Here is a 16749-nt window from a genome sequence, read left to right as displayed (position 1 = left end):
GGTCTCCTTGTATTCATGGGGTGTGGTGTCGGGGCTCCGGCCCGCATCCCGAGGGAAGCGGGCCGCACCCATGGCGCGCGATCAGTTGCCCAGCAGACCGGCCTCGGTGGCGATCTGGCGCAGGTTCTCGACGCGCTTTTCGATGGAGGCCTGAAGCTCGTCACCGGCCAGGTTCAGCGGCAGCAGACCCTTTTCCTTTTGCACGGCAGCGAATTCTTCGGTCGCATAGGCGGCCTTGAAAGCATCGACCCACTTCTGGTAGTCCTCGTCGGAGACCTCGCCGCCCATGTAGAAGCCGCGCAGGATGGTCCATTCCACGTCATAGCCCTGTTCCATGGCGGTCGGGATTTCGGCGAAGGGCGCGTCGAGGCGGTCGGGCGACATGACGGCGAGAATGCGCATCTGACCGGACTCGAGATGCGGGACCATTTCGCCGACATCGCCCATGTAGACCTGGATAGAGCCGCCCAGCAGCGCCGCGATGGCGTCACCGCCGCCGTCGAACGCGACATAGCGCATGTCCATCGGCGCGGCACCGGCCTCGCGCAGCAGAAGCGCGCCTTTCATCCAGTCCTGCGAGCCGACGGAGCCGCCCGCACCCACGACGACCGACGCCGGATCGGCCGAGAAGTCGTCCATCAGGCCCTTGAGGTCCTGATACTCACTGTCGGCGCGCACGACGACGGCGCCGAAATCCGCACCGGCGGTGCCGACCCAGCGAACGTCCTTTTCGGTGAAGTCGCCGTATTTGCCGGTCACGATGTTCAGAAGCGAGCCTGTCGAGAAGGCGACGATGGCCGAGCCGTCATCGGTGCGGGTGGTGTTGAACAGGTTGTAGGCCACGGCGCCGATGCCGCCCGGCATGAACGTCACCTGGACGGGGTCGGCGATGTGGGGCTCAAGTCCGGTTTGAGCGACCCGGCAGGTCAGGTCGAAACCGCCGCCGGGGTTGGCGGGGGCGACGCATTCGGCATCGTCGATCTGGCTTTGGGCGAAAGCGGGTGCCGCGAAGGCGGCGGTGGCAGCGACAAAGGCCGCGCCAAGGCGTGCGAATGACATTGGTGTCCTCCCATAAGTGTGTGTCCGGGTCCTCCCCCGGAGTGTGGTGGTTATCTCGAAACAGGCTGTGCACATCCTGACGCGAAACTGACCGGATGCTGACTCGGGGCTTTGACCCCGATGCGCAGCTTCCCCGCGCCTGTCGGCAGTGCTAATTTCCCCACATGAGAATGCTGCTTGTGGAGGACAACGAGGACCTTGCGGAGACGATCCTGGATCGTCTGCGGGCCGAAGGGCATTCGGTGGACCACGAGCGGGACGGCAACGAGGCGAATGAGCTTTTGCGGCATTTCAAGTTCGATATCGTGCTGTTGGATGTAAACCTGCCGGGGCGCAGCGGCTACGAGGTGCTGCGGTCTTTGCGCAACCGGTCGGACGAGACGCCGGTGATCATCCTGACCGCGCGCAGCCAGATCGACGACCGGGTGATCGGGCTGGATGCCGGGGCGGACGATTACATGATCAAGCCGGTCGATTTCCGCGAATTGTCGGCCCGGTGCCGCGTGCTGGCCCGCCGCCGCGCGGGCGCCGCCAGCAACATCTTTACCGCCGGCGCGCTGGTGTTCGACCGCGCGGCGAAGCAGGCCAAGATCGACGGCCGCGACGCGCAGTTACGGGCGCGGGAAATCCAGCTTCTGGAAATCATGATCGACAACATGGGCCGGATGCTGACCAAGGAGGATGTCGCCGACCGGCTTTACAGCTTCGAGGAAGCGCCGAGCCTGAATGCCGTGGAGCAACTGGTGACAAGGCTGCGGCGCAAGCTGGAAGGCACGCCGCTGGTCATCAAGACGGCACGGGGGCTGGGGTATATCGCCTATCTGGCGGAAGATGACTAGCGGGATGACAGGCTCGGGCGGCCATTCGCTTCAGCGCCGGCTTCTGGTGACGATGGCGCTGGGATTTGTCATTCTGCTGATGCTGATCTCGGCCCTGCTGTGGACCTATGCGCGGGCGTCCGCGAACCGGCCGCACGACCTGCTGTTGGCGGGAACCGCGCTGTCGATACTGGAGCGGATCTCGGTCGGGCCCGATGGGGCGACTGTGGATTTGCCGAATTCGGCCATGGAGATCCTGTCGCTCAATCCCGTGGACAGGGTGCTTTATCGCGTGTTCGTGCCGGGCGGGCGGAACCTGACGGGCGCGGCTGATCTGCCGGCGCCTTCGGATCTGGCGCCCTCTGCCGAGCCGGTGCTCTTTGAGGACGCGTATGGGGGGGCGCAGTTCCGTTTCGTCATCCAGTCGCGGCAGTTGAGCACCGCGGAGGGGCGCCAATGGTTCGCGGTGCAGATCGGACAGACGGTCGAGCTGCGGAATGCCGAACAACTGTCATTCTTTGCGACCAGCTTGGTGGGGCTTGCCGGTCTTTCGCTGATCGGCCTGGGATTTGTCTGGGTCGCGATCCGAACATCGCTGGCGCCGCTGCGCCAGGTGGCGGCCGATCTTGCGCAGCGCGAACCTGCCGATCTGGGCCGGGTCGTCGGCACGCCGCCGCGCGAAATCAAAGGCCTGTTCGACGCGATCAACGGCTTTATCGAGCGATTGGGCCGCAACCGTGCGCTGACCGAGACTTTCATTGCCGATGTCGCCCACCAGACGCGCACCTCTTTGTCGGCCATGCAAGGGCATCTTTCGCTGGCGGTGGACGCGGACGACCCCGCGCAGATGCGGTCGCGGCTGATCAAGGCGGATCGGCAGGCCACGCGGACGGTCCGGCTGACGAACCAGCTTTTGGCCAACGCGATGGTCATTCACCGGTCGGACCGGTCGAACCTGGAGCCCGTGGCGCTTAGGCCGCTGGTGCGTGATATACTGGCCGAGATGCTGCGCGACAGCCGTATGCGCCATATCTCTTTGTCGTTCCTCGACGGCGGAATCGAGGCGGGGCAGGACATGATCCTGGGCGACGCCGTGTCGATACGCGAGGCGCTGCGGAACCTGATCGAGAACGCCGTCCGGCATGGCCCGCCGGACAACACTGTGACGATCAGCCTGGAGGCCACCGACACCGAACTGGTGCTGAAGGTCGAGGATGCCGGGCCCGGCATCGCCGAGGCCGATCTTGCGCGCGCGACGCAGCGTTTCACCTCGCTGTCGGAAAACAGCATGGGGTCGGGCCTGGGCCTGTCGATCGTCAAGGCCGTGACCGACGGGCACGGCGCGGACCTGAGCCTGGGGCGCTCGTCGCTTGGCGGGCTTGGCGTGACGTTGATTTTCAAACGGCTGCTGGCGGTTCTTTTCCTGGTGCTTTGTCCGGTTTGGTCCGGTACGCCCGCGCCGGCCGATACGCTGGTGATCCACAGCGCGACCGACACGCCGGCGATGCAGCCCTTGATCGAGGCGTTCGAGTCCCGGATGGCCGAGGTCGATGTGGAATATGTGGAGTTCCAGACGCTCGATCTGTACCGCGCGATGCTGGCGGAGGCGGACACGGCCAGACCGGACGTGGTGATTTCCTCGGCGATGGATTTGCAGGTCGACCTGGTCAATCGCGGCCTTGCCCTGCGGACGCAATTGTCGGTCCAGACCGCCCCGCCAAGCTGGGCCGTGTGGCGGTCGGAGCTTTTCGGGTTCACTTTCGAGCCTGCCGTCGTGGTCTACGACACGCGGGCGATTTCGAAAGAAGAGCTGCCTGTGTCGCACCGGGAACTTGCGACCTTCGTGCGCGACAACGAAGAGCGTTTTCGGGGGCGGATCGGGGCCTATGATATCGCGCAATCGGGTATTGGCTATCTTTATGCGACGCAGGACAGCTTGCAGGGGCCGCAGTCCCTGCGCCTGTTCGAGGTTCTGGGCCGGGCCGATCTGAAGACCTATTGCTGCACCTCCGAGATGGTCGAGGCGACGGCGCGCGGCGAGCTGGCATTCGCCTTCAACGCGATCGGATCGTACGCGGCGGCGCAGGTGGCATCGGAGCCAAACCTTGGGCTGCATTTCTTTGACGACTACAATCTTGTGATGACCCGAACCGCCTTTATCCCCAAGGAGGCGCGGCAGGCCGAACTTGGGGCGCGCTTCATCGAGTTCTTGCTGTCCCGCGAGGGCCAGCGGATCATCGCGGACAAGACGCCGCTGTTGCCATTGATCCGGGAAGGCGAGCAGCAAAGCCTGATCGGGCGGGAAATTCAGGCCCGGCTAGGTACATTTCTTCCGATCAGGCTGACGCCGGGTCTGTTGACGTATCTTGATGAGTTGAAGCGGAACGATTTCATGTCCGCGTGGGAGACGTCGCTGAGGCGGTAGGTGCGGTTCGGTGGCCGACGCCGCAATGTCCGTGCCGGGCCGGTTCCGGTCAGATGCGGCGCAACAGGTAGCTGTCCATGATCCAACCGTGTTCGGCGCGCGCCTGGGCGCGTGTCTTGACGATTTTTTCCCCGACCTCAGCCAGGGGCCCTTCGATAAGGAGCTGCTTGTCAGACCCCAGGTAGGCACCCCACCAGATATGGAGGCCTTCGGGGTCGAGCTGTTGAAACGAGCACAGACCGTCCAGCATCACGACCGCGGTGGTTTCATCTTGCGGCAGGCCGCCATCGCGAAGTTGGCGGCCGGTCGTGATGCGCACAGGTCCGTCAACGGTGTTGAGCGGAATGGCGTGGGCCGCGGTCAGGGCCTGAATGGCGGTGATGCCGGGCACGACACGGATCGCCGGTTTCGGCGACAGGCGGTCGGCGATCCGGATGGTGCTGTCGTAGAGCGACGGATCGCCCCAGACGAGCAGGGCCACCGGCCCGTTGACGGATTGCCCGCCCAGGGCCGCGATCCAGCGTCGGGCGATCTCGTCATGCCATGCGGCAACGCGTTCCATGTAAGGCAGGTCGGGGTCGCGCACCGGGTATTCGAAGGGCACGATGCGAGCCGTGCTGCCGGACGCGGTGATGATGGCGCGTCTGAGATGGGCCAGATCCTCTTTGTCGTCGCCTTTCGTCGGCAGCAGGATGACGGCGGCGTTCCGCAGCGCATCCGCACCTTCGAGGGTGACATGCGCGGGGTTGCCCGTTCCGATCCCGATGAGCCAGAGATTGTCGATCATGGGCGGGGTCCGGTCTGGGCCCGCCGCGCTGCGGGAAGGGCGCCGGAATGTGGGGCGCGTCTTTGCATCATGTGTCTGCCAGAGATCCGTAAAGGATGAGGGCGGGATGGTCGCTGCTCTCTTGCGCCAGCAGGTCGGACAGGGTTGCGACGGTGTGGCGGCTGATCTTCTGTTCGGGGCGGCTGACGGCTTCGGCCAGGATCGCGGGGGTCGCGGGCGGAAGGCCAGCATCGATCAGGCGCGCGGCCAGTTGCGGAAAGGTGCGCTTGCCCATGAAGACGACGGTGGTCGCGGCCGGATCGGCGAGGGCGGCCATGTTGACGTCCTCGGGCAGGGCGCCGGTGACGTCGTGGCCGGTGATGTATTGTACGCGCCGTGCCGTCAGGCGGCGGGTCAGCGGAATGCCGGCGGCGGCGGCGGCGGCATTCGCGGAGGGAACGCCGGGGATGATCTCGTAGGGGATGCCCTCTGCCTTGAGCGCGACGATTTCTTCCTCCAGCCGGCCGAACACGCCGCTATCACCGGATTTCAGGCGCACGACCCGCTGATCCAAGCGGGCGTAATCCACCAGCAGGCGGCTGACATGGTCCTGCTTGGGCGAGTTGCGCCCGGCCCGCTTGCCCACGCCCACCAGGTCGGCTCCGCGCCGTGCGTGGGCCAGGATCGGTCCCGAGGACAGGTCGTCGAACAGAACGGCGTCGGCGCGCTTGAGCCGGTCGACGGCCTTGAGCGTCAGCAGGTCGGGATCGCCCGGACCCGAGGACACGAAGGACACGAAGCCGGTCATTACGTCTCGTCCCCGGTGATCAGGTGAAAGAACGTGCCGGAGACGTGACCCCGGGTCGAGCCGGTTTCCGGCACCGGGTTGCCATCGGCATCCGCGACCTGCGCCAGCGGCGCATCGGGTTGATCGAGGATGGTGGAATAGTGGAATTCATGACCGCGCAGGGTTGCGCCTGCATCGAACCCCGGCATCGGGGCCGACAGGGTCGCGCGGCGGTATCCAAGGTGGAACTTGCGCTTTTCATAGGAGGTGACGAGGCCCAGGAGCCCGGCCATTTCGTGGCGCGTGCCGTCCTTGTCGATCAGCGCCTGGCCGAGCGCCATGTAGCCGCCGCATTCGCCATGCACAGGCTTGGACTCGGCATGTTTGCGCAAGGCGGCGCGGAACCGCGTGGCGGCGGCCAGTTTGCCAGCGTGCAGTTCGGGATAGCCGCCGGGCAGCCAGACGAGATCGGCGTCGGGATCGGGCGCTTCATCCGCGAGGGGAGAGAAGGGCAGGATCTGAGCCCCGGCGGCGTGCCAGCCTTCCAGCAGGTGCGGATAGGTAAAGCTGAAGCCGGCATCGCGGGCGATGGCGATGCGTTGCGCCGGGGGGCGGGGCAGCGCGGCGGGCGCGGGCAGGGGGGCGCCGCGAGCGGCGGATTTGATCGCGTTAAGATCGACGTTCTCGCGCAAGAAGGCGGCATATCCGGCGATGGCGGCGTCAAGGTCAGGATGTTCGACCGCCTGGATCAGCCCCAGGTGGCGTTCCGGCAGGGTCAGGTCGCCGCGCCGGGGCAGGACGCCTAGAACCGGCATCCCGGCGCGGTCCATCCCCAGCCGGGTGAGCCGTTCATGCCGCGGCGAGGCGCAGCGGTTCAGGATGACCCCGGCAAAGGGCAGGTCGGGCATATACTGCCGGAACCCCAGCGCCGTGGCGGCCGCGGATTGCGCCTGGCCTCCGACGTCGAGCACCAGCACCACGGGCCAGCCCATGGCCAGCGCTGTCTCGGCACTTGAGCCGAAGCCTTGCTGGCCGCGCGTTGCGACGCCGTCGTATAGCCCCATCGAGCCTTCGGCTACGCATATATCCGCGCCCGCCGCCTGTCCTGCGATGGCCTGCCACAGGCCCTTGCCCATGGCCCAGCCATCCAGGTTGAAGCTGTCGCGCCCGCAGGCGGCCTTGTGAAAGGCGGGGTCGATATAGTCGGGGCCGGACTTGAACGGTTGCACATTCAGACCGTCATCGGCCAGCGCCCGCAGAAGGCCCAGCATCACGGTCGTCTTGCCGGTGCCCGACGACGGCGCGGAGATCAGCAGCCCGGGGCTCATGACGTGCCTTCGCTTTCCGGGGTCCAGTCAGACCAGGGGCTGTCGGCGCTTTGCGGCCGGTAGCGGCGGTCGTAGTCCACGGCATAAAGGCAGGACTCGTCGAAGCCTTCGCCTGCCAGCGCTGGGCCTACCAGAATCAGCGCGGTGCGGGTGATGTCCTCGCCCAGGCGGGCGGCGATATCGCCGAGCGTGCCGCGTATGATCTGCTGATCCGGCCAGGAGGCCCGGTAGACCACGGCGACCGGACAGTCGGCGCCGTAGGCCGGGGTGAGATCGGCGGTGACGGTGTCGAGGTTCTGGATCGACAGGTGAATTGCCAGCGTCGCTCCGGTGGCGGCGAAGTTGGTTAGCGTCTCGCCCCTAGGCATCGAGGAGGCGCGACCGGGCGTGCGGGTCAGGACCACGGATTGCGCGATACCCGGCAGGGTCAGTTCCGCGCCGAGTGCCGCCGCAGCGGCGGCGAAGGCGGGGACCCCCGGTGTGACCGACACGGGGATGTCCAGCGCCCGTAGCCGTCGCATCTGTTCGCCCATGGCCGACCAGACGGAAAGATCTCCGGAATGCAGGCGCGCCACGTCATGGCCTGCCTGATGCGCGGCCTGGATTTCCGCGATGATCTGGTCCAGATCGAGCGGCGCCGTGTTGACGATACGCGCGCCGTCGGGGCAATGCGACAACACCGCCTCGGGCACCAGAGAACCGGCGTAGAGGCAGACCGGGCAGGACGCGATAATATCGCGGCCGCGCAGGGTCAGAAGATCGGGCGCGCCGGGTCCGGCGCCGATGAAATGAACGGTCATGGGGTCTTTCCTTGGGCCAGGGCACAGGTGGCCATGCGGTCGGTTGAAATGGAGCGGGGGGCCAGCAATGTCGCGCCGGGGCCTGCGGCGGCAAGGGCCGCGGCTTCGGCGACCGAGCCGGTGCCGCGTGCGCGCAGGGACGCCGCAGAGGTGCTGTGCGTGACTTGTCGCGCCAGCTCTTCGGGAGGCACCGCGTGCAGGGGCAGGCCGAGCTCGCGGGCGAAGGGCGCCAGTTGATCGGCCTTGTCCTCCGCGGTGGCCAGCGCATCGGGCGTGCCGCCGGTCCGCGTCAGGGCATCTTGGAACGACTCGCGCGTGGCGCGTTTGGTGAATCCCATCCCGGCGACGATCATGGCAAGCTCCATTGCGTGATCGGATAGGCCTGCGTCCAGCCGCGTTTGCGTCCCATGGGTTGCGCGTGCGCGACCTCGATGCGGGTCAGATCTCCCCCAAGGCGGGCGTGGGCGTCGGTCAGAAGCGCCTCTGATTCCAGGGTGACCGCGTTGGCGACGATGCGCACGCCGTCTAGGGCCTCGACACAGGCCAGAAGCGGCGCCGACAGACCGCCACCAATGAAGATGGCATCGGGGTTTGGCAGGTTTTTCAGCGCGGTGGGGGCCTTGCCCTCGACCACGTGCAGGCGGTCGACGCCGAGCGCGCGGGCATTGGCGTCGATCAGCGCGATGCGGTCGGCGCGCGGCTCGACGACGCTGGCCGTGAGGGATGGATCACACAGCAACCACTCGATCCCGATTGTGCCCGAGCCGCCGCCGATGTCCCAAAGGTGCTCGCCCGGACGGGGGGCCAGCGCGGAAAGGGTCAGCGCCCGGATGTGGCGCTTGGTCATGACGCCATCGGTTTCAAAGAGCGTGTCGGGCAGGCCGCTGGTGCGGGGCAGGACGGAGCCGTTGCCGGCAACCTCGATCGCGGCGCAGACCGGGTGGGCGAAGTTGCCCGACAAGGTGTCGGCGGTGCATTGCGTGATCCGTTCGCGAGGTCCGCCCAGTGATTCCATTACCGTCAGAGCCGATGCGCCGAACCCGGTGTCTTGCAGGTAGGCCGCAAGCTCTGTCACCGCGTCGCCATCGCGCAGCAGGACGATAAGGCGCACGCCCGGCGACAGGTGCGGGCGCAGGCGGGTCAGCGGTGCCGCGTGCAGGCCGGTGCAGATCGTGCGGTCGAGCGGCCAGCCCAGGCGATTGGCGGCCAGCGAAAACGTCGACCGGCCCGGATAGGCGTGCCACTCGTGCCGGTCCAGGTGCCCGGTGATCGTCGTGCCCGCGCCGAACCAGAACGGGTCACCGGACGCCAGGACGACGCAGGGCGTGCCGCGCAGCTCCAGCAGGTCTTCGACCCCCTTTGAGAATGGCACGGGCCAAGGGATCGTGCGGGCGGAGGTCTGGATCAGCGAGAGGTGCCGCTCGGGCCCCATGACGATTTTCGCCGCGTCCAGCGCGGATCGGCTTGCGGCGCACAGGCCGTCCGGGCCATCTTCGCCCAGACCGATGATCGTCAGCCACGGAGCCTCAGACATGACACCGACCGTTCTGCTGTTGGGTGGTACGACCGAAGCCATGCAGATGGGGCAGGCATTGGCCGCGCAGGGCGTGCGGGCCACTATCAGCCTTGCGGGACGGGTCAAGACCCCCGCGGATCAGCCGTTGCCGGTGCGCGTTGGAGGTTTCGGCGGGGTGGACGGGTTGGTTGCCCATCTCAAGGCAAATGGCGTGACCCATTTGATCGACGCGACCCATCCCTTTGCCGCGCAGATGAGCGCCAACGCGGTCTCCGCCTGTGATGCGCTGGACCTGCCCCTGCTGGCTCTGACCCGGGCGCCGTGGCAGGCCGGGGCGCAGGATCGCTGGACCCATGTGCCGGACATGGAGGGCGCGGTGGCTGCGCTGTCGGGCCGGCCGAGGCGCGTTTTCCTGGCGCTGGGGCGCATGAACCTGCCCGCCTTTGCCGCGCAGCCGCAGCACGATTACCTGTTGCGACTGGTCGATGCGCCGGGTCGGGTGCCGCTGCCCAAGGCGCAGGTTGTTGTCGACCGGGGACCGTTCGAGGTGGAGGGCGACCTGGCGCTGATGCGGGCGCATGGCACCGAGTTGGTCGTGTCCAAGAATGCGGGCGGCACGGGGGCTCAGGCCAAGATCATCGCGGCGCGACAGCTTGGCCTTCCGGTGGTCATGATCGACCGGCCCGCCATCCCGGCACGCACGGAGGCGCATAGCGTCGAGGAGGTTCTGAGCTGGCTTCATGGTGCCACCGCGCGCGGCGTATAGACGATGGGAGCGCCGCGACGTTCGATCAGGCGGGTGGTGGAGTTTCCGACCAAGACAACCGTGCGCATGTCGGCCATCACTGGCGTACATTCTGACAAGGGCACTATCTGCAACATTTCTTCGGGGGTGCTGACGGCGCGGGCAAATATCACCGGGCGATCGTCGCCACAGGCATCGTTCAGGATGTCCAGTGTCTTGGCAAAGCCTTCGGGTCGGGATTTCGACCGGGGATTGTAGAAGGCCATGGCGAAATCCGCCTCTGCCGCGAGGCGCAGGCGCTTTTCGATCAGCGCCCAGGGCTTGAGGTTGTCGCTGAGGTTGATTGCGCAAAAATCGTGGCCGAGGGGGGCGCCCGCGCGCGCGGCAGCGGCCAGCATCGCGGTGATGCCGGGCAGGACGCGGATGTCGAGATCGCGCCAGCCGGCCGGGCCGGCCTCGACCGCCTCGAAGACCGCCGAGGCCATGGCGAAGACGCCCGGATCGCCCGAAGACACCACGACAACGCGCCTGCCCCCGCAGGCCATCTCAAGCGCGTGGCGGGCGCGGTCCAGTTCGACGCGGTTGTCGGACGGGTGCAGCGTGAGGCCCGGACGCTCGGCCACGCGGGCGACATAGGGAATGTAGCCGACCACATCGGTGGCCTGCGCAAGCGCCGCCGTGACCTCGGGCGTTACCAGGTCGTCGGCGCCGGGGCCAAGGCCTGCTATGACGATGCTGCCCGTCATGGACGCCGGCCCTGCCCGTGCACGATGATTATCGAGAAGTAGGGCGTTATCTTGTCCTCGGCCTCGGACAGGCGCTGTACCGTCTGGTTGGGCATCGAGGCGTATTCCACGAGCCATGCCGCATCGTACCGGCCTGCGCGGCGCAGCGCACGGCGGATCTTTTCGATGTTGCGGCCGATCTTCATGATCACCAGAGCGTCGGCCCGCTTCATGTGTTCGACCAGCGTGTCCTCGGGCAGGGTGCCCATGAGGGTCGAAAGGATGTCGTCGCCCCAAGTGATCGGCGCGTCGGTGGCCGTCCATGCGGCGGACATGCCGGTGATGGCGGGCACGACCTGCACCGGGCGGTGGTCGCGCAGGCGTGAATGCAGGTGCATGAAAGAGCCGTAGAAGAACGGATCGCCCTCGCAGACGATCACCACGTCCTCGCCCGCCCGGGACAAGGCACACAAACGGTCGGTGCAAGTCTGGTAGAATGCGGACAGAATTTCGTTGTAGCGCGGATCGGTCAGCGGAATTTCCGTGGTGACGGGGTATTCCATCGCGATTTCGGTGACGTCGGCGCGCAGCATTCCCTCGACGATGCGCCGGGCCTGTCCCTGCCTGCCTGCCTTGCGGAAGAACGCGACGTGCCGTGCGCCGCGCAGAAGGCGGTCGGCCTTGACCGACAGGAGGTCGGGGTCGCCGGGGCCGAGGCCGACGCCCCAGATCGTGCCGGGCGCGCTCATTCCGCGCGGCTCGCGATGGCGTTGATGGCGGCCACGGTGATGGCGCTGCCGCCCAGCCGACCCCCGACGATGCAGCAGGGCACGGGCTGATCGGCCCAGAGCGCATCCTTTGATTCGCGCGCGCCAACGAAGCCGACAGGGCAGCCGATGATGGCCGCCGGGCGCGGGCAGTCCGGGTCTTCGAGCATGTTGAGAAGATGGAAAAGAGCGGTGGGCGCGTTGCCGATGGCCACCAGCGCCCCGGCCAGTTTCGGGCGCCACAGTTCCAGCGCGGCGGCGGAGCGCGTGTTGCCCATTTCGCGCGCACGCTCGACGATGCCGTCGGCGTGCAGGGTGCAGATCACCTCGTTGTCGGCGGGCAGGCGGGTGCGCGTGACACCCTCAGACACCATACGCGCATCGCAGAAGATCGGCGCGCCATTCTCCAGCGCGGCACGGGCGGTGCGGGCAAATCCGGGAGAGAAGCGCACATGCTCTTCCAGCCCGACCATGCCGGCGGCGTGGATCATGCGGACGGCGATGGGCTCTTCATCGGGGTCGAACCGCGACAGCGCGGCTTCGGCCCGGATTGTGGCGAAGCTTTCGCGGTATATGGCCGCGCCGTCCTTTTCGTATTCGTATGGCATCAAAGGGTCTCGTTCAGGTCTTTGGGGCTCAGGCCCCGTGCGCAGGGTGTGTCCCACGGGGCTCCGTTGCGGACAAGGTCGAAACGACCGTCGCGTCCGGTCAGGGTGGTGTCTGCGGCGCGGGGAAGGGCGCAGCCCTTGGCGCAGCCGGAGACGTGCAGGGTGCCGGAAACGCGGGAGGCCAGATCGCGGGCGATATCCATGGTGGGCACTGTTGCCTGGGGGCAAAAGGGTGCACCGGGGCAGGCGTGGGCGGACATGAGCGGATTGCCGGGTTCGGTGACGAAGGGCGTGTCACCGGGGGTGCCGTCCACCAGCAGGAAGAGGCGGTTCAGCATCAGGCGCATGTGCGATGCGCCGCTTTTTTCCAGAAGGGTCTGTAGGTCGTCGGCGGCCAGTTTGCCGAAAGGTGCGCCGAGGATAGAGCCCTCGGGTACGGAGCCGGGGACGCACGGGGCGGACTGGGTGCGCGGTTCTGTCTGGGTCCAGGCTTGGGGAAGGGATGTCGTGGTCAGGTGCCGCGCCATGCGGCCCGCAGGGCCACCGCCGGTCTCGGCGAACCACCGGGCGAGGTCCAGCAAGGCGGCCTTAGCCGTAGCTTCTGTAACCGGGCGCGCAGTTTGGGCACCGTCCGCGCGCAGGAGCAACGCGCCGGTGGTGTCCAGCTCGAACCGGAAGTCCGCCGAGCCGTAGCCAAGGCAGGCGTCGGGGCCGGTGTCGATGGCAAAGCCCATCTTTTCGGGCAGGTCGGGCAGGCGCGGGAGGGCAGCGAGGACCTGGTCATAGAGCCTGCCAGTCAACCCGCCTGCATCGCGCCGGGCCGGGACGAGGATGTTGCGATGACCCTCGATGGCGGGGTCTGCATCTATCAGGCCCAGCGCGTCGAGCGCGGTGAGCAGGGCGGGATGGTCGGCCTCGGCCACGCCGCGCAATTGCAGGTTGGCGCGCGAGGTCAGGTCGATCACGCCGTTGCCGTAGCGCTGCGACAGGTCGCACAAGGCCAGGGTCTGGGCGCTGGTCAGTTCGGCCCGAAAGGGGCGCACGCGCACGACCAGCCCGTCGCCCGACATCATCGGGCGATGCGCGCCGGGGCACCATCCCTTGACGATTGGGTGTGTTGCGCCGCTCATGCGCTGCTCTCGAGCCCGGCCAGGATGGCGTTGCGGCGGGTTTGCCAGAGCCCGGCATCGAGCAGGGCGCGGAACCGATCCTGCATGGCGGCATATGCTTCGGGGTTGGCCTCGCGCAAAAAGGCGTCGGTTTCGGGGTCGCCCAACGTGGCGTCATGATAGGCATCGAACAGATGCGGGCCGACGACCTGCGCGAGATGGGCGAAGGCGGCCATGTGGTCAAGAGTGGCGGCGATTTCGGCGGCGCCCCTGAAGCCGTGGCGTTTCATGCCTGCGATCCAGCCGGGGTTGGTGGCGCGGGCATGGACGACGCGCGCGATCTCCTCGGGCAGGGTGCGGGCGCGGGGGCGGTTGGGATCGGTGTTGTCGAGATGATAGAGCGCGGCCCGCCCGCCGGTGACCGATTGCGCGGCGGCAAACCCCGCCTCGTGCGTGGCATAGTCGGCAGCGAGCAGCAGGTCGGTTTCGGGCAGGTCCTGAAGGTGGACGAAGCTGTCGGCATTCTCGACCCGGGCGCGGATACCGGCGTCGTCGCGGGTGGCGTGGTCGCCGTCGAGCGCCCAGGCGGAGGCGGAAAGCCAGGCCTCGCCCGCCTGTGTGCGGGCCTCTGCGGTGTAGGTTTCCGGTGCGGCGCCCATGCCGAGGCCGAAGCTGCCGGGGGCGGGGCCATAGACCCGCGCGCCGGAGGCGTGACCGGCATAGGGGTTCCAGTCGGGGGCTTCGTCGCGTTGTTCGAGGGCGCGCACGGCTTGAGAGAAGAGGCCCGAGAGGGTCGGGAACACGTCGCGGAAGAGGCCCGAGACGCGCAGGGTGACGTCGATGCGGGGGCGGTCGAGTTCGGCGATGGGCAGTACTTCGATCCCCGAGACCCGTTCCGAGCCCTTGTCCCAGATCGGTCTGACGCCCAGCAAATGAAGGGCCATGGCGAATTCCTCGCCCGCCGTGCGCATGGTGGCCGAGCCCCAGAGATCGACGATCAGGCCGCGGGGCCACTCGCCTTCTTCCTGCAGGTGGCGGCGGATCAGTTCCTCGGCCAGCTTGACGCCTTGGGCGTGTGCGGCCCGCGTGGGAACAGAGCGGGGATCGGTGGTGAAGAGGTTGCGCCCGGTGGGCAGAACGTCGTCGCGGCCGCGATAGGGCGAGCCGGAGGGGCCCGCCGCGATGCGCCGCCCGTCGAGCGCGTCGAGCAGCGACTGCCGCTCGGCCAGGGCGCTGCAAACCATCGGTTCCGCGTCGGTATCCGGTCGGCCCCAGATGTGCAGCCCGTCACCGAACATGCTTTCCTTGATGTCGCAGACAAAACGGTCGATGCGGGTGATCGCCTCGGTGGTCGATGTGGCGCGGTCGAGGCCCAGATCGTCCTCGACTCCAAGCGCTTGCGCCTCGGCGCGGATATCGGCCTGCAGGCGGTCGCGGCGGCGGGGGTCGAGCCCGTCGGCGGTGGAAAACTCGTCGAGCAGCGATTCCAGCGTTGACAGGCGGTCAGGCGCTGCGCTGGCTTGCATCGGCGGGGGCACGTGGCCCAAGGTCACGGCGCCGATGCGGCGCTTGGCCTGCGCGGCCTCGCCGGGGTCGTTGACGATGAAGGGGTAGATGACGGGCAGCGCGCCGGTCAGCGCCTCGGGCCAGCAGGCAGGCGACAGGGCGACGGCCTTGCCCGGCAGCCACTCAAGCGTGCCATGCGCGCCGATATGGATGAGCGCGTCTGCTTCGGTCTGGAGCCAGAGGTAGAAGGCGACATAGGCATGGCGGGGCACGCGTGACAGGTCGTGGTAATCGTCGTCGCGGGCCTTTGGCGTGCCCCGTTCGGGTTGCAGCGCGACGATGGCGTTGCCGAGGCGGAGGGCGGCGAAACGGAATTCGCCGTCCGTGGCGTTGGTGTCGTCCTCGGGACGGCCCCAGGCCAGGTAGAGGTCGTCGCGCAGAGGGGAAGGCAGGCGTGCCAGCAGCGTCTTGTAGTCCGCAAGCGACAGGCGCATCTCGCGCGCCAGCAGGCGGTCTTCCTGCGCGTCCGGTGTCGCGTCCAGCGTGTAGCCCGCATCGCGCAGGTCCGAGAGGATGGCGCGGGCCGAGGCGGGGGCGTCGAGGCCCACGGCGTGGCCCATCTGCCAGTCCTTGCCGGGATAGGTGGAGAGGATAATCGCCGGATGACGCGACGCGGCGGGCGTGGCGGCGAGGTCGAGCCAGCCTTGCACGCGGGAAACCAGCGCCGCGGTCAGGTCCGGCTCGGCCCGGTGTGCGAAGCGGGAAAATTCCAGGTCGGGATCGCGCGTGCCTGGTTCCTTAAAAGAGATCGTGCCGCCGGTCAGCCGCCCGTCGACCTCGGGCAGGACGACATGCATGGCGAGGTCAGCGGGCGACAAGCCGCGTTCGGAGCCGTCCCATACGTCGCGGGTGGAGGTGGCCAGCGCGGCCTGGAACACAGGCACGTTGCCCGCGTCGAGTGGCGAGGTGCCGTCGTCGCCCTTGCCGGAAAAGGCGGTGGCGTTGACGATGGCGTGGGGGCCGTAGGCCTGCACCTGCCGACGCAGCCAGCCTGCCGCCTCGGGGGCCTTGAGCGACGGTGTGAAGAGCGCGCGAACGTGATGACCCCGCGCCTGGAAGGCCTGCATCAGTGCCTCGATCGGGGCGAGGTCGGCGGCCACCACGTAGGAGCGGTAAAAGACGATCAGGATGCGGGTCTGCGTGACGGGCAGATCGGCGAGCGGGCAGCACGCGCCGTGCTCGGGCGTCCAGGCGCCGACCATGGGCAGCACCTTGGCCCCGCGCACGGGCGCGGCATAGAGGCCTGCGGCGAGCGCCAGTTGTTGCAGGGCGGCCTGCGCCGCGATGCTGCCGCCGTTGTCGCAAAGCTCGGCGAGGCGCCGCAGGGTCGAGACAGGCAGGGTGGAATAGGCGTCGAGCCGGGGGTCGGGCCGGCCGTCGGCGGGCAGCACGGCGAGCGCGATGCCTTTTTCCTGCGCCAGCGCCAGGACCTGCTGAAGCCCGTATTCCCAATAGGGCACCCCGCCGATCAGCCGGATCAGGATGCCTTTGGCGCCGGTCAGCGTCTGTTCGACATAGGTGTCGACCGAGAGCGGGTGCCGCAGGGCTGTGAGGTTTGCCAGGCGCAGGCCGGGCAGGCCCTCGCGCCGCCGATGCCAGCCTTCCGCGAAGGCGCCAAGGTCGCTGTCGGAAAACGACAGCACCACCAGGTCCGCCGGGCTTTGGCCCAGGTCGGTGGGGGTGTCGGTTTCTTCCAGACCGTGGCTTTCGCGGAAGACGACGTGCATCGG

15 protein-coding genes are annotated in these 16749 nt (G+C 67.7%); 3 read left to right on the top strand and 12 right to left on the bottom strand.

The genetic code is table 11. The features are described from left to right. Positions 1-81 precede the first annotated feature (81 nt). Complete coding sequence (locus XM53_RS14235; RefSeq protein ID WP_057794431.1) at positions 82-1059, bottom strand: Bug family tripartite tricarboxylate transporter substrate binding protein; 978 nt, start codon at positions 1057-1059, stop codon at positions 82-84. A gap of 170 nt (positions 1060-1229) precedes the next feature. On the opposite strand from XM53_RS14235, the gene XM53_RS14230 reads away from it, so the two are divergent. Both XM53_RS14230 and XM53_RS14225 read left to right on the top strand, forming a co-directional pair. Next, the gene (locus tag XM53_RS14230; RefSeq protein WP_236544507.1) at positions 1230-1898 is read left to right on the top strand and encodes a response regulator transcription factor; all 669 of its coding nucleotides are present in this window, start codon (positions 1230-1232) and stop codon (positions 1896-1898) included. A gap of 4 nt (positions 1899-1902) precedes the next feature. Then, a complete protein-coding gene (locus XM53_RS14225) occupies positions 1903-4302 on the top strand; it encodes a sensor histidine kinase (RefSeq protein ID WP_236544506.1) in 2400 nt (799 codons plus the stop codon). A 49-nt stretch (positions 4303-4351) separates the two neighbouring features. Here XM53_RS14225 and cobF read toward each other — a convergent pair whose 3' ends face one another. The 6 genes from cobF to XM53_RS14195 form a co-directional block, all read right to left on the bottom strand. Further along, on the bottom strand, positions 4352-5089 hold the full coding sequence (gene cobF, locus XM53_RS14220) for a precorrin-6A synthase (deacetylating) (RefSeq protein WP_057794425.1): 738 nt from the start codon (positions 5087-5089) through the stop codon (positions 4352-4354). A gap of 67 nt (positions 5090-5156) precedes the next feature. Continuing rightward, on the bottom strand, positions 5157-5876 hold the full coding sequence (gene cobA, locus XM53_RS14215; RefSeq protein WP_057794423.1) for a uroporphyrinogen-III C-methyltransferase: 720 nt from the start codon (positions 5874-5876) through the stop codon (positions 5157-5159). Then, positions 5876-7183 carry a cobyrinate a,c-diamide synthase gene (locus XM53_RS14210; RefSeq protein WP_057794421.1) on the bottom strand — a complete coding sequence of 436 codons (1308 nt, stop codon included), beginning with the start codon at positions 7181-7183 and terminating at the stop codon, positions 5876-5878. The genes cobA and XM53_RS14210 overlap by 1 nt, the downstream gene beginning before the upstream one ends. Beyond that, the gene (gene cobM / locus XM53_RS14205; RefSeq protein WP_057794419.1) at positions 7180-7983 is read right to left on the bottom strand and encodes a precorrin-4 C(11)-methyltransferase; all 804 of its coding nucleotides are present in this window, start codon (positions 7981-7983) and stop codon (positions 7180-7182) included. The genes XM53_RS14210 and cobM overlap by 4 nt, the downstream gene beginning before the upstream one ends. After that, on the bottom strand, positions 7980-8336 hold the full coding sequence (locus tag XM53_RS14200; protein WP_057794417.1) for a cobalamin biosynthesis protein: 357 nt from the start codon (positions 8334-8336) through the stop codon (positions 7980-7982). Before XM53_RS14200 ends, cobM begins: the two co-directional genes overlap by 4 nt. Further along, entirely contained in the window at positions 8333-9517 is a 1185-nt protein-coding gene (locus tag XM53_RS14195) for a bifunctional cobalt-precorrin-7 (C(5))-methyltransferase/cobalt-precorrin-6B (C(15))-methyltransferase (protein ID WP_057794415.1), read from the bottom strand. The genes XM53_RS14200 and XM53_RS14195 overlap by 4 nt, the downstream gene beginning before the upstream one ends. Here XM53_RS14195 and XM53_RS14190 point away from each other — a divergent pair. Then, a complete protein-coding gene (locus tag XM53_RS14190; RefSeq protein WP_057794413.1) occupies positions 9516-10265 on the top strand; it encodes a cobalt-precorrin-6A reductase in 750 nt (249 codons plus the stop codon). The genes XM53_RS14195 and XM53_RS14190 overlap by 2 nt on opposite strands. Here XM53_RS14190 and cobJ read toward each other — a convergent pair. Genes cobJ through cobN form a run of 5 tightly spaced genes read right to left on the bottom strand, consistent with a single transcriptional unit; the run spans position 10238 to position 16746 of the window. Next, positions 10238-10990, bottom strand: a complete 753-nt coding sequence (gene cobJ, locus XM53_RS14185) for a precorrin-3B C(17)-methyltransferase (protein ID WP_057794411.1) — start codon at positions 10988-10990, stop codon at positions 10238-10240. The two genes, XM53_RS14190 and cobJ, sit on opposite strands and share 28 nt — an antisense overlap. Beyond that, complete coding sequence (locus XM53_RS14180; protein WP_057794409.1) at positions 10987-11718, bottom strand: precorrin-2 C(20)-methyltransferase; 732 nt, start codon at positions 11716-11718, stop codon at positions 10987-10989. Before XM53_RS14180 ends, cobJ begins: the two co-directional genes overlap by 4 nt. Beyond that, a complete protein-coding gene (locus XM53_RS14175) occupies positions 11715-12344 on the bottom strand; it encodes a precorrin-8X methylmutase (protein WP_057794407.1) in 630 nt (209 codons plus the stop codon). The genes XM53_RS14180 and XM53_RS14175 overlap by 4 nt, the downstream gene beginning before the upstream one ends. Beyond that, positions 12344-13474, bottom strand: coding sequence for a hypothetical protein (locus XM53_RS14170; RefSeq protein WP_057794404.1), 1131 nt, complete (start codon positions 13472-13474; stop codon positions 12344-12346). Before XM53_RS14170 ends, XM53_RS14175 begins: the two co-directional genes overlap by 1 nt. Further along, the gene (cobN, locus tag XM53_RS14165) at positions 13471-16746 is read right to left on the bottom strand and encodes a cobaltochelatase subunit CobN (RefSeq protein WP_057794403.1); all 3276 of its coding nucleotides are present in this window, start codon (positions 16744-16746) and stop codon (positions 13471-13473) included. Before cobN ends, XM53_RS14170 begins: the two co-directional genes overlap by 4 nt. Positions 16747-16749: the final 3 nt, after the last annotated feature.

Source organism: Roseovarius atlanticus (assembly GCF_001441615.1).
GTDB classification, from domain to species: domain Bacteria; phylum Pseudomonadota; class Alphaproteobacteria; order Rhodobacterales; family Rhodobacteraceae; genus Roseovarius; species Roseovarius atlanticus.
The sequence above is the reverse complement of the archived record's forward strand: the minus strand, read 5'-3'. Positions and strand labels throughout refer to the sequence as shown.

Excerpts from the sequence above, each read along its gene's own strand:
- XM53_RS14235 (WP_057794431.1), bottom strand. The coding sequence starts at position 1,059 with ATGTCATTCGCACGCCTTGGCGCGGCCTTTGTCGCTGCCACCGCCGCC.
- XM53_RS14230 (WP_236544507.1), top strand. The coding sequence starts at position 1,230 with ATGCTGCTTGTGGAGGACAACGAGGACCTTGCGGAGACGATCCTGGAT.
- XM53_RS14225 (WP_236544506.1), top strand. The coding sequence starts at position 1,903 with ATGACAGGCTCGGGCGGCCATTCGCTTCAGCGCCGGCTTCTGGTGACG.
- cobF (WP_057794425.1), bottom strand. The coding sequence starts at position 5,089 with ATGATCGACAATCTCTGGCTCATCGGGATCGGAACGGGCAACCCCGCG.
- cobA (WP_057794423.1), bottom strand. The coding sequence starts at position 5,876 with ATGACCGGCTTCGTGTCCTTCGTGTCCTCGGGTCCGGGCGATCCCGAC.
- XM53_RS14210 (WP_057794421.1), bottom strand. The coding sequence starts at position 7,183 with ATGAGCCCCGGGCTGCTGATCTCCGCGCCGTCGTCGGGCACCGGCAAG.
- cobM (WP_057794419.1), bottom strand. The coding sequence starts at position 7,983 with ATGACCGTTCATTTCATCGGCGCCGGACCCGGCGCGCCCGATCTTCTG.
- XM53_RS14200 (WP_057794417.1), bottom strand. The coding sequence starts at position 8,336 with ATGATCGTCGCCGGGATGGGATTCACCAAACGCGCCACGCGCGAGTCG.
- XM53_RS14190 (WP_057794413.1), top strand. The coding sequence starts at position 9,516 with ATGACACCGACCGTTCTGCTGTTGGGTGGTACGACCGAAGCCATGCAG.
- XM53_RS14195 (WP_057794415.1), bottom strand. The coding sequence starts at position 9,517 with ATGTCTGAGGCTCCGTGGCTGACGATCATCGGTCTGGGCGAAGATGGC.
- cobJ (WP_057794411.1), bottom strand. The coding sequence starts at position 10,990 with ATGACGGGCAGCATCGTCATAGCAGGCCTTGGCCCCGGCGCCGACGAC.
- XM53_RS14180 (WP_057794409.1), bottom strand. The coding sequence starts at position 11,718 with ATGAGCGCGCCCGGCACGATCTGGGGCGTCGGCCTCGGCCCCGGCGAC.
- XM53_RS14175 (WP_057794407.1), bottom strand. The coding sequence starts at position 12,344 with ATGCCATACGAATACGAAAAGGACGGCGCGGCCATATACCGCGAAAGC.
- XM53_RS14170 (WP_057794404.1), bottom strand. The coding sequence starts at position 13,474 with ATGAGCGGCGCAACACACCCAATCGTCAAGGGATGGTGCCCCGGCGCG.
- cobN (WP_057794403.1), bottom strand. The coding sequence starts at position 16,746 with ATGCACGTCGTCTTCCGCGAAAGCCACGGTCTGGAAGAAACCGACACC.